The organism is Williamsia sp. Y712 (assembly GCF_059445525.1).
On the sequence record NZ_JCAIUN010000001.1, the window covers coordinates 1,267,282 to 1,278,781 of the forward strand.

At 63.0% G+C, this 11,500-nt stretch carries 12 protein-coding genes; 11 read left to right on the forward strand and 1 reads right to left on the reverse strand.

Translation table 11 applies throughout. The annotated features are described in order from the left end of the window. Positions 1 to 24 precede the first annotated feature (24 nt). The 9 genes from AC1D75_RS05995 to AC1D75_RS06035 all read left to right on the forward strand — a co-directional run bounded on the left by AC1D75_RS05995 (position 25) and on the right by AC1D75_RS06035 (position 8,437). Positions 25 to 783: an SDR family oxidoreductase gene (locus AC1D75_RS05995; RefSeq protein WP_495514373.1), complete on the forward strand. Its 759-nt coding sequence runs from the start codon at positions 25 to 27 to the stop codon at positions 781 to 783. 153 nt (positions 784 to 936) lie between these two features. After that, complete coding sequence (locus AC1D75_RS06000) at positions 937 to 1,326, forward strand: SHOCT domain-containing protein (protein WP_495514374.1); 390 nt, start codon at positions 937 to 939, stop codon at positions 1,324 to 1,326. 197 nt (positions 1,327 to 1,523) lie between these two features. Beyond that, the gene (locus tag AC1D75_RS06005) at positions 1,524 to 2,585 is read left to right on the forward strand and encodes a glycosyltransferase family 2 protein (protein ID WP_495514375.1); all 1,062 of its coding nucleotides are present in this window, start codon (positions 1,524 to 1,526) and stop codon (positions 2,583 to 2,585) included. 114 nt (positions 2,586 to 2,699) lie between these two features. Beyond that, complete coding sequence (locus tag AC1D75_RS06010) at positions 2,700 to 3,791, forward strand: NAD(P)H-binding protein (protein ID WP_495514376.1); 1,092 nt, start codon at positions 2,700 to 2,702, stop codon at positions 3,789 to 3,791. Further along, positions 3,788 to 4,492 carry a CPBP family intramembrane glutamic endopeptidase gene (locus tag AC1D75_RS06015; RefSeq protein ID WP_495514377.1) on the forward strand — a complete coding sequence of 235 codons (705 nt, stop codon included), beginning with the start codon at positions 3,788 to 3,790 and terminating at the stop codon, positions 4,490 to 4,492. The genes AC1D75_RS06010 and AC1D75_RS06015 overlap by 4 nt, the downstream gene beginning before the upstream one ends. A gap of 49 nt (positions 4,493 to 4,541) precedes the next feature. Continuing rightward, positions 4,542 to 4,970: a type II toxin-antitoxin system Rv0910 family toxin gene (locus AC1D75_RS06020; protein WP_495514378.1), complete on the forward strand. Its 429-nt coding sequence runs from the start codon at positions 4,542 to 4,544 to the stop codon at positions 4,968 to 4,970. Between the two features lie 227 nt (positions 4,971 to 5,197). After that, on the forward strand, positions 5,198 to 5,503 hold the full coding sequence (locus tag AC1D75_RS06025) for a GlsB/YeaQ/YmgE family stress response membrane protein (protein WP_495514379.1): 306 nt from the start codon (positions 5,198 to 5,200) through the stop codon (positions 5,501 to 5,503). A gap of 8 nt (positions 5,504 to 5,511) precedes the next feature. After that, positions 5,512 to 7,473 carry a gamma-glutamyltransferase gene (gene ggt / locus AC1D75_RS06030; RefSeq protein WP_495514380.1) on the forward strand — a complete coding sequence of 654 codons (1,962 nt, stop codon included), beginning with the start codon at positions 5,512 to 5,514 and terminating at the stop codon, positions 7,471 to 7,473. A gap of 13 nt (positions 7,474 to 7,486) precedes the next feature. Then, positions 7,487 to 8,437, forward strand: coding sequence for an aldo/keto reductase (locus AC1D75_RS06035; RefSeq protein ID WP_495514381.1), 951 nt, complete (start codon positions 7,487 to 7,489; stop codon positions 8,435 to 8,437). 41 nt (positions 8,438 to 8,478) lie between these two features. Here the strand turns inward: AC1D75_RS06035 and AC1D75_RS06040 are convergent, their stop codons facing one another. Further along, entirely contained in the window at positions 8,479 to 9,282 is an 804-nt protein-coding gene (locus AC1D75_RS06040) for a FadR/GntR family transcriptional regulator (RefSeq protein WP_495514382.1), read from the reverse strand. Positions 9,283 to 9,376: 94 nt separating this feature from the next. On the opposite strand from AC1D75_RS06040, the gene AC1D75_RS06045 reads away from it, so the two are divergent. Further along, entirely contained in the window at positions 9,377 to 10,525 is a 1,149-nt protein-coding gene (locus AC1D75_RS06045) for an acyl-CoA dehydrogenase family protein (RefSeq protein WP_495514383.1), read from the forward strand. Then, positions 10,522 to 11,493: an acyl-CoA dehydrogenase family protein gene (locus AC1D75_RS06050; RefSeq protein ID WP_495514384.1), complete on the forward strand. Its 972-nt coding sequence runs from the start codon at positions 10,522 to 10,524 to the stop codon at positions 11,491 to 11,493. Before AC1D75_RS06045 ends, AC1D75_RS06050 begins: the two co-directional genes overlap by 4 nt. Positions 11,494 to 11,500 lie beyond the last annotated feature (7 nt).

Here is an 11,500-nt window from a genome sequence, read left to right on the forward strand (position 1 = left end):
GGGCAGGCTTGGTATCAACAGAGCATGACTACCGATCTGTTCGACGTCAGCGGAAAGACTGCCCTGGTCACCGGAGGTACCAGCGGGATCGGCGCGATGATCGCCCATGGTCTCCACGAGCGTGGGGTCCGGGTGATCATCGCAGGCCGCAAGCCCGATGCGCTCGAGAAGGCTTCCGAGGCAGGGTTGATCGCAATCAAGGCTGATCTGTCGACACCCGAGGGGTGTACAAAACTCGCGCAAGATGTTCTGGGTCAGGTGGATTCGCTGGACATCCTGGTGAACAATGCCGGAGCCACCTGGGGTGCTCCGGTAGACGAGTTCCCGTCGTCGGCTTTTGACAAGGTACTCGGGCTGAATGTGCGTGCGCCCTTTCTGTTGACGCAGGCTTTGTTGCCTGCGCTGGACCGGGCCGCCACGTCGCAGGACCCTTCAAGGGTTGTGATGATCGGAAGCATCGACGGGATCCGGGTGCCGCAGACCCCGTCGTATTCGTACTCGGCGGCCAAGGCCGCGGTACACCAGCTCACCCGTCATCTGGCGAGTCATCTGAGTTCTCGGAACATCACCGTAAACGCCATCGCGCCTGGACCTTTCGAATCCCGCATGATGCGGGCGATGTTGGAAGAGCGACGCGACGAGATCGAGTCGAGTACCCCGCTCGGCCGCATCGGTCGTCCTGACGACGTGGTCGGTGCCGTCGTCTACCTGACGAGCCGGGCGGGTGCCTATCTCACCGGCGCGGTGATTCCCGTTGATGGTGGCATATCCACCACGCGTTGACCGATTTGTTGCAGAGCGTTCACCATTTGATTAGCGAAGCTTCGAATAGGGCACAAATCTGCTCGCGTTATAACGTGGATTTCGATCGCTGACGTGCGATGATTCATTGGTCGCCGATAGCCGGCGATCTGCCGAGCAAGGAGCACGCGGGCTATGTGGGATTCATTCTGGGACTTCATCTGGTACACGTTGGTGATTTTCGCCTTCATTGCGTATTTGATGATTCTTTTCAACGTTTTGATAGATCTGTTTCGTGACCACAAGACGTCCGGTTGGGTCAAGGCGGTTTGGATTCTCTTCCTGGTCCTGTTGCCGTACATAACCCTCTTCGTCTACCTCATCGCGCGGGGTCGCGGAATGTCTGAGCGGGCGCGTGAGGCCCAGCTCGAGGCACAGAAGCAGGCAGAAACCTACATCAAGCAGACCGCCGGAACCGCGGGGCCCGCAGATCAGATCGCGTCCGCGAAGGCGCTACTGGATGCAGGCACGATCACCGAGGATGAGTTCCAGCACCTGAAGGCAAAGGCGCTCGCAGCGGCGTAATCCACGCGTACCAACCACCTCCATTCCAGGCACCGAATGCTCACGCGTCCGGTGCCTGGAATGTTGGTGTGACCAGTGCACCTACGTGTAAAGCGGCGTCAACCATCGCATCGATTCGTCTTGTAGTATTCCGACCGATGAGTCAGGGCCCTATCGGCCGCGGAGCAAAGGCCTGACCGGGGGATGGAGCCTAGTGCATGGCTGAGCGTCTGAAACCGAGATTGCTGACCGGTGCGCCCACGGTTTCGGTGGTGATTCCCTGTTACAAATACGGAAAATACCTGCCCGATGCAGTGAACTCTGCGTTGAACCAACCCGGGATCGATGTCGACGTGCTGATCGTCGACGACGCATCGCCTGACGACAGTGCGGCTGTCGCACAATCGTTGGCGGTCGGTGACTCTCGGGTGAGTTGCCTGGTGCACGAGACCAACCAGGGACACATCGCGACGTACAACGACGGACTCAAGGTCGCACGCGGAAAATACGTCGTGCTGTTGTCAGCCGACGACCTGCTGCCGGACGGCGCGTTGACTCGCGCGGTCGCACTACTCGAAGCCCGCCCGGATGTTGCCTTCGTGTACGGGTTTCCGCAGTATTTCGAAGACGCCCCTCCTCCTGTGACCAGTGACGTGCGCAGCTGGACGGTGTGGTCGGGGCCCGAATGGATCGAACGGGTCTGTCGGCGTGGGAACGGACTCGTCGTCAGTCCTGAAGTGGTGATGCGCCGCACGGTCATGGACGAACTCGGGGGCTTCGATCCCGATCATCCGCACGCCGCGGACTTCAAGATCTGGTTGCACGCTGCACTGCGAGGTTCGGTCGGCCGGGTCAACGGGAGTGATCAGGCGTTCTATCGAGTTCATGGTCAGAACATGCACCTGACTGATTTCAAGGGCGATCTCACCGATCTTCGAGAACGCCGCCGCGCGTTTGCGACATTTTTCGAAGAAGAAGGGGCCGCGATCCCCGAGATCGCTGGCTTGGAAAACATGAGTAGGCGGGCGCAGGCCAAAGAGGCGGTTCGCCGTGCCAACCACGAACTCGACTGCGGGGCAGATGATTCGGACGGTTTGCTTGCCGAATATACGCGGGTCGCCGCGGAGTTGTGGCCACCGGTGCGCCAGTCGCGTGAATGGCGCGCATATCAACGGCGGTTGGAGGGGCGGTCCCACCGGATGGATAGGGGGCTGGCGAAGTTGGACTGGGAGCTGCGTTACCGCATCGGGTGGCGTCGGTGGCGCCGATTCGGGACCTGACGGATCCTTCGAGTTCTGCGTTCGGTGGGTTCGGATGCTAAGCATGAGGCACATCGGCTCCAGTACAGGGGCACGCCATCGAAAGACCGCGCAGATCCAACGGACGGCCATGACATGCGAATACTTGTACTGGGAGCAACGGGCTATATCGGCGCCCGACTGGTCACGGCGCTGCTCGCGGCCGGGCACGACGTGGTGGCCGCATCGCGGAATCTGAACAGGCTGAAGCAGTTCGGGTGGTCCGACGACGTCCGCACCATAGAACTGGACGCAATGAATCCCGAATCGGTGCGCGCCGGACTGAAGGCGGCAGGACCGATCGACGTCGTGTATTACCTGGTCCACGGGATCGGACAGAAGAACTTCCGCAGAGACGACGAGTCGGCAGCGCAGAATGTGGCAGCGGCGGCGCGTGATCACCAGGTGGGGCGCATCGTCTATCTCGGCGGATTCGTACCTCATGACGACGAGCTTTCGGAACACCTGGAGAGCCGAGCCGAAGTAGGTCGAGCGCTCGACAGCGAGGGCGGCCCCGAATTGGTCTGGCTGCGGGCCGCCGTGGTGATCGGTGCCGGTTCGACGTCGTTCGAGATGGTGCGCTACATGTCCGATCGGCTTGCTGTGATCCCGCTCCCTTCGTGGGTGGACAACCCGATGGATCCCATCTCGGTGCGCGACGCCGTCCACTACCTCGCAGCCTCCGCGTTTGAAACGGTGCCGCCCGGGTATTACGACATCGCCAGCGCAGAGAACTCGTCGTACAGCTCACTGTTGTTCGCATACCTGCGCGCGACCGGGTCGCCACGGGTGGGGGTGGTGATGCCGGGCGTCGATGTCCGGCTTGCCGGTTTCATCGGGGGTCTTCTGGTGCCGGTGCCCAGTGGTCTCGCCTCGGATCTCGTGCGCTCGTTGGACCATCCGATGAGAGCCTCGGAGCACACGATTCGCGATCACGTCCCCGATCCGCCAGGAGGGCTGTTGACCATCCGAGAAGCGGTGCGTCGGTCGGTCCAGAGCCCGATGCCTCGGCCGGTGGACGAACTGGCCGACATCCACCACCTCGCCGACACCGACCCCTCCTGGGCCGGTGGAGATCTGATGCGGGTGAAAAGGGCTGTGCGCGACCGTGTCGTCGCACCGGTCCGCACGGTGGTGGGTGCAGTGGCCGGCACCACCGGCCTCGACAAGTTGTGGCGCGCGCTGTGATCGCATTGCCAGAGAAGTTCGAGTTCCTGGTCGGCACAGTCCAAGACGATTCCGCAGAACCGCCGGAGTCGCGGCGGGCCGTGCTGTGGCGTCGAATTGTCGTTGTCGTCGTCCTGATCGTCGGCAGCGTATTCCTGGGTATCTCCCTGTCGATCGAACCGGGTGATTCGGCTTTCTATCCCATGACATTTGCCCTCGCTGCAGTGTGGACGGTGGGCGCGCTGTTGTCGGGCCGGTTACGGCTCGGTGCGTACCCGCCGCCGCGTGGTGGTCCGGTGCGTGCGGCCGTGATCGGGGCCGTGGCCGGCCTCGTCCTCGGTGCGATCTTTGTGGTTGGTGGTCTCGTGACGCGGGAGATCCCGCCGCTGCGCGACTTCATCGCCGACGTTCTCGATCATGCCGACAGCGGTGGTATCGCGCTGGTGCTCTCGACCGCGATCGTCAACGGCATCGCCGAGGAGATGTTCTTCCGGGGCGCTGTCTACTCCGCGCTCAAAGGTTATGCACCGGTGATCTTCTCGACGGTCATCTATGTGATCGCAACGCTCGCCAGTGGCAATCCGATGCTGGGTTTCGCGGCGATTCTGCTGGGTCTGGTCTGTGCCCTCGAACGTCGGGCAACAGCCGGGGTCCTGGCTCCGATCTTCACCCATGTCTTATGGACGATAGTGATGGTTCTGGTTCTGCCACAGCTGTTTTGATACCGGTTCCCGGCGCTCGGGACGACAACGATGATGGAGAGGTTTGTATATGGCTGGTGTGGATGTCTCGGTGCGGTCCGATCTGAAACCGGATGCCGCGTGGGCGATGGCGTCGGATCTGAGTCGGTTCGACGAGTGGATGACGATCTTTGCGGGATGGAAGAGCCCGGTGCCTGCAGAGGTCGAGCTGGGGACGAAGGTCTCGTCCCTGATAAAGGTCAAAGGTTTCCGCAACACGATCCATTGGACGGTGACGCGGTACGAGAAACCTCAACTCCTCGAACTCTCCGGGCGTGGACGTGGTGGTGTTCACATCGATATCGAGCTGAAGGTGACTCCTGAAGGTGACGGCTCGGTCTTCGACCTGGGCGCGTCGATCAGCGGTGGCGTGCTGAACGGCCCGATCGGCAATCTTGTCGCCAGGGTCATCGATTCCGATGTTCGCAGTTCGGTGGCAAACCTGGTGGCGCTGCGCTGAAGTCGCATGTGATCTGGCGTCGACGGGGTTGCGACGCGGATGGGTTCAGGCCTGCGGTCTGACGGGTTCTGCGAGTCGTGGGACGGACAACGATTCCGTAGACCAGACTGGGAATCACTGTCTCGCCTGCCCGAGGTTTACGATTCTGGGCCAGCGGGCAGTCCACGGGGGAGGCCTGGTCGCCCGCGGTGGGCAACCAGAAGCCCCTCACCGAAGTAGGGAGAATCGTGAGTACCACGTATCAAGCAGTCGAGGTCTTGGCCGAGCGGTCGACAACCACCACGTCGGTGGGCATCGTCGGCTACATCATCATCGGCGGTCTCGCCGGTTGGATCGCCAGCAAGTTCATGGGTACCGACAAAGAGATGGGCATCCTGCTCAACATCGTCGTCGGTGTGATCGGCGCCTTCCTCGGTGGCTTCCTCCTGAGTTTCGCCTTTGACACTGCAAGCGGTGGATGGTTCTTCACATTCCTCACGGCGCTGCTCGGTTCGGTGATCCTGTTGTGGATCGTGAAGAAGGTCAGAAGGTAGAACCGCCGGTGGTTCGGGTCCGTCGGGTCGGCGGCGTTACGGCGGCGGTGGTCGCACTCTTACTGACGGTGTCCTGTTCGACGCCGTCGAACGAAGACGCCCAGTCCGCTGACGTCTGCGCCATCCCGACGGACTCGGCAACCAATTCGGTTGCCCCTGCCGCATCGCCGAACGCGGGCGCGACTGCAACGCAGGATATTTCGACAAATCCCGAGGTTGCCACCGGTTATCGCAGCGATATGGTCGCGGTGCAGACGGAGTCGTTCGCCGCGGCCACCGCGAACCCGCTGGCCACCGAGGCGGCGTGCGAGGTCTTGGCCGACGGGGGAAGCGCGGGTGACGCTTTGGTCGCCGCCCAGATGATGCTGGGTCTGGTGGAGCCGCAGAGTTCGGGTATCGGCGGCGGCGCTTTCGCGCTGTATTACGACGCAGAAGACAGATCGGTCCAGGCCTACGACGGTCGTGAGGTGGCGCCTGCCACCGCCACGGAGAACTATCTTCGCTGGGTCGACGATGCCAACCGGACCGAACCCGTGCCGAATACGCGTGCGAGTGGCCGATCCATCGGCGTGCCAGGGGTGTTGCGACTCCTCGAAGACGTCCACAACGAGCACGGAAGTGCCGATTGGCAGAGCCTGTTCGGATCCGCGACGCGACTGGCCGACAGCGGATTCGAGATCAGTCCCCGGATGGCTGCAGCCATCGCTGCCTCGGCCAAAGAACTGGCCGCCGACCCGGCCGCCAGTGAGTACTTCTTGAATCCCGACGGGACCGCCAAGCCCGCCGGGACCGTGTTGACGAATCCCGCATACTCGAAAACTCTGGGCGCCATCGCAACAGAGGGAGCCGACGCGTTCTACACCGGTCCCATCGCGGAATCCGTTGTTGCGAAGGCGGGCTCGACCGAGAACGGGATGACGCCGTCGCTGATCACACTGGAGGACCTGGCGAACTACGACGCCAAGGTTCGTGAACCGATATGTGTCGGATATCGCGACAACCAGGTGTGCGGAATGCCGAACCCGTCCTCCGGCGGTCTGGCCGTGGCTTCCACGCTCGGCATTCTCTCGAACTTTCCCCTCGACCAGTACGGTCCGACCGCAGTCGACGCCAATGGTGGCGAGCCCTCTGCGACAGGCGTGCACTTGATCGCCGAGGCCGAGCGTCTGGCCTATGCCGATCGGGACAAGTACATCGCCGACTCAGATTTTGTGCCGCTACCGGGTGGGAACTCAGATATGCTGCTCGACCCCGCGTACCTGAAAGAACGCGCTGCGCTGATAGATCCGGAACGATCGATGGGTACCGCTACCGCCGGTGCATTCGAGACCGGTGAACCCATGGGCTGGTACGCCGGAGTCGAACACGGCACCAGTCATGTCTCCGTCGTCGACAAGGATGGGAACGCGGCGTCGATGACGACCACGGTCGAGTCGGCGTTCGGGTCATTCCACATGGTCGATGGTTTCATCCTCAACAATCAACTCACCGACTTCTCAGCGGAACCGGCTGACGGGCAGGGCCTTCCGTTGGCGAATCGGGTGGAACCGAATAAGCGACCACGCAGCTCGATGGCACCGACGCTCGTCTTCGCTGAACCGCAGGGCGATCAACGCGGCGAGCTGGAGATGGTACTCGGATCGCCAGGGGGCTCGGTGATCATTCAGTTCGTGGTGAAAACCCTGGTGGGACTCATCGATTGGGGCCTGGATCCGCAGCAGGCCGTGTCAATGGTCGACTTCGGTGCCGCGAATACCCCGAAGACCAATGTCGGCGGCGAGCACCCGGATATCGACACCGCAGACGATGGTGCCGCAGATCCTCTGGTCCTGGGGCTTCGGCAGTTGGGGCATCAGGTGGATGTCGCAGATCAGTCCAGCGGCCTGAGTGCGCTGGTACGCACGGACCAGGGTTGGTCTGGCGGAGCCGACCCGCGTCGCGAGGGTATCGTCCTGGGCGACCCCCAATGACCTTGGAGATGGCATGACTCGGATCGGACGCTCTGACCTCGACGTATTCCCGCTCAATCTGGGCGGCAACACCTTTGGCTGGACCAGTGACGCGGATACGTCGTTCGCAGTGCTCGACGAATTCGTCTCCGCAGGTGGCAACTTCATCGACACCTCGGACAGCTACATGGCCTCGATTCCGGGCAACTCGGGTGGTGAGTCCGAAACGATCCTCGGGCAGTGGTTCACCACACGTGGCAGGCGAGACGACGTGGTGCTCGCCACCAAGGTGAGTCGGCATCCAGAGTTTCTGGGATTGGCGCCGGACAACATCGCCAAGGCAGCTGAGGCATCCCTGCGCCGCCTGCAGACCGATCACATCGACCTCTACTACGCGCACTACGACGATCCCGATGTGCCGCTGGAGGAGACCCTGGGCGCGTTCGATGCGTTGGTTCGAGCCGGCAAGGTCCGGCATCTCGGTATTTCGAACTACTCGCCGGAGCGCATCACGGAGTGGTTGTCGATCTGCGAAACGAACGACTTCGCGAAACCGGTTGCCCTGCAACCACACTACAGTCTGGTTGCCAGAGAGCCCTTCGAGTCGGACCTGCGTCCCCTTGCCGAGCGGTTCGACCTGGGTGTGATGCCCTACTGGGCTCTGGCCAGTGGCTTTCTCACCGGCAAGTACCGGACGCAGTCCGACGTGGACGCCGCTGCGCGCAGCAAGATCGTCGACCGCTACTTCAGTGCTGAAGGCTTGGCCGTTGTCAACGAGCTGGCGGTCATCGCGCAAGCTCGGGACGTGGAGATCGCCACTGTCGCTCTGGCGTGGACACGCCAACAACCGACCGTGGTCGCACCCATCGCCAGCGCCCGGGTTCCGGGGCAACTCGGCGCTCTGTTGGCATCGGTCGACCTGGAACTGACTGATACTGAACTACTTCAACTCGATTCTGTGTCGGCCGCTGTGGGTCAGGGCTGACCTTTGAAACTTCACGGTGTGAGCTGCATCCGTTGGCAAACTCAGATGCGGGAGCGCCGGCTGGACTGGATCGTCTGGCGGGACATGGCTGCCGACGCGTTGACAACGCGATCGCCATAGCGCTCCAGTACCAGTGCCTGTGTTGCCGCGAGGTGGGCGCGGGCAAAGCGTGCGGCCTCCTCGGCCCGTCCGGCCGCGATCTCTTCCACGAGACGGCGATGGGCGTGGACCGCACCTTCGGCCTCGATCTGGGAGGGGTATTCGCCGTGCCGGGTGCGGGCTTCTGCCCAGGCTTCTTCCTGTGCCGACCACAGTGCGACGTAGCTGCCGACGGCATAACGGATGGTCGCGTTGGGTGTGAACGCCACGACGAGGTCGTGGAAGTCGCGGGCCGAGTTGGTGAAGTCGACGCCGCTGGTGATGTGCTCGACGGATTCGTCGATGGCCTTGGTCAGGGCCGGGACCACAACCTCGAGGCGGTCTTCGCGCTTGGCGCATTCTGCGGCGCACATCGGCTCGAGCATCTGCAGCCCGTCGGCGAGGTCTTTGAGGGTGACGCGGCCTGCCTGCAGCGAAAGCCCGAGGTGGTAGGCGGCGGAGGTCTCGTCGGGGCGGTGGACGTCCGCGCCGCCGATGTTGCCGCGCCGGACCGTGACCAGGCCTTCGGTCTCCAGGATGCGCAAGGCTTCGCGGATCGAGGGGTAGCTGACCCCGAAATCCTTGACCAGTTGTTCCTGGGTCGGGAGACGGTAGTGGTCGTCGGCGAGGATGTTGTCCCGCAGCTCGTCGGCAACGGTTTCGGCAATCCGACGCTGAGGAACACGGCGGCTCTGGGCAGATGTCACGCTCGCCACCTTATATTCACTCGGCCAGCTTAATCTGCCGAGACTTACCATTCAAGTATTCCAATCCTTATGAGGATTGAGTTACCGTGCTCTCATGGACTTCACGTTGGGTGAGGCGGCGAACGCGCTCCGCGACGACCTCCGCTGGCTGATCAAGGAAAATGTTCCGGCAGAGTTTCGGGGTGCGTTCACCGATGACCCGGACGACCTCGAAACCGCACAGGCCTTCTGTCGCTTTCTCGCCGACCGTGACCTGCTCTGTATGGCCTGGCCCGAGGAGTTCGGCGGGCGCGGTGCCTCGGTCTGGGAGCAGACGGTGGTCCGCGAGGAGATGTGGGCACATCACGAACCGCGCGGTGCCCAGTACATGGGCGTCAACTGGGTCGGGCCGACAATCATGCGTCACGGGACAACACAGCAACAGCAGCAGCATCTCCCGCCGATCGCGCGCGGTGAGGTGATCTGGTGTCAGGGGTTCAGCGAACCGGGCTCCGGCTCGGACCTGGCCTCACTGCGCACCGCAGCGCGGCGTGAGGGCGACGGGTGGAGCATTTCCGGGCAGAAGATCTGGACCTCGTACGCCACGATGGCCCAGTGGTGCTTCCTTCTCGCCCGCACCTCGTCGGGTGAGCGAAAGCAGCACGGTCTGACCGTCTTCCTGGTGCCGATGTCCGATCCGGCCATCGAGGTCCGGCCCATCCGTGCGATGTTGGGCCCTCACCACCTCAACGAGGTCTTCTTCAACGACCTCAAGGTCACGCAGGCCCATGTCCTCGGAACTGTGGACGAGGGATGGAAAGTCGTCCAGGAGGTCCTCGCATTCGAGCGGGTGGGCATCGCCCGGTATGCCCGGTGTGAGCGCTTGCTACAGGAAGCACCGGCGGTGCTGGGTGACGCATGGGATGAGCTGCCTGCCGAACTCCACGCCCGCTGGGCCCGGATGTTGGTCCACTGCCGACGGGCCAGATTGCTCGCGTACCGGGTGGTGTCGATGCAGAACGAGGGGCAGGTACGTCCGGCCGACGCGGCGCTGTACCGGATCGCGGTGACCACACTCGACCAATCCAGCGCCAATGTACTGACGGAGCTCGCCACCTACGCGCCCCTGACGGGTGAAGAGGCAGAACGATTCCGGCTGGACGTGCAAGCTCACTGGAGCTACTCGCAGGCGGCGACAGTTGCGTCGGGCAGCATCGAGATGCAACGGATCCTGCTTGCCCGCAACCTGCTGGCGGCATCATGAACATCGACTTGAGCCCGGAAGCAACGGAATACGGCACTGCGGCGTTGCGCGCTTTCGAAGCGGCCGGTGGTGACCGGCTTCTCGAAGGAGCAGAGGTCGATCCGGCGGGCCGGGAACGATCCCTGGATTCGGTTTTCGCGGGCCTCGGCGCCTGGGAACTCAATCCTCGCGGAGATATCGATGAGCTCGAGGCGGCTGCTGCGCTGTGTCGAAGCGCCGGCTATTGGGGTATCCCGTATCCCGTGGCCGAGCGTCTCTCCAAGCCGGTTGACCTCGATGTCGACGGATTGGTGGTGGTCACCGATCATGGTCCGGCAGCTGCGATCTCCGACATCGAATTGCGATGGTCTGCAGTCACAGTGAGCGGTGTGCGCAGTTCCGTCACCGTGCTGCCTGCGATAGCGCCGCCGCGCACGTCGGCTTTTGTTGCACCGCTGGCACTTACACCGATCGACAAGAACGGCGACAAGGATCTGGCGCTCGGGCTGGTGCTGCCCTGCTGGACGCTTCTGGGCATGCTCGACCGGGCTCTCGAACTCACCCGCGCGCACGTACTCATGCGTGAACAGTTCGGCCGACCGCTGGCCCAGCTCCAGGGTGTCCAGTTCCAGCTCACCGATGCTGAGGTGGAGCGCAGTGGCGTGGAAGTCCTTGCCAAGTACGCGCTGTGGAGCATCGAGGCAGGGCAGGCGGAGGCCGTCGACGATGCACTGGCGCTACGGTTGGCCGTCGTGGAGGCGGCCGACGTCGTGTTCCGCGTCGCTCATCAGCTGCACGGGGCCACCGGCTTCTGCGACGAGACCACCCTCTCGTGGCTCTCGCGGTACAGCCTGCCGTTGCGGCGACTGCCGCTGGGCCTGTCCGCAACCGGTGCCGCCCTCACCTCTCGCGTGGGGCGCAAAGGCCTGACCGGCCTCTTCGGCAACACCCTTGCCGCGGTGCCAGAGCCGGTGGCGATCATTCAATGAAAAACAT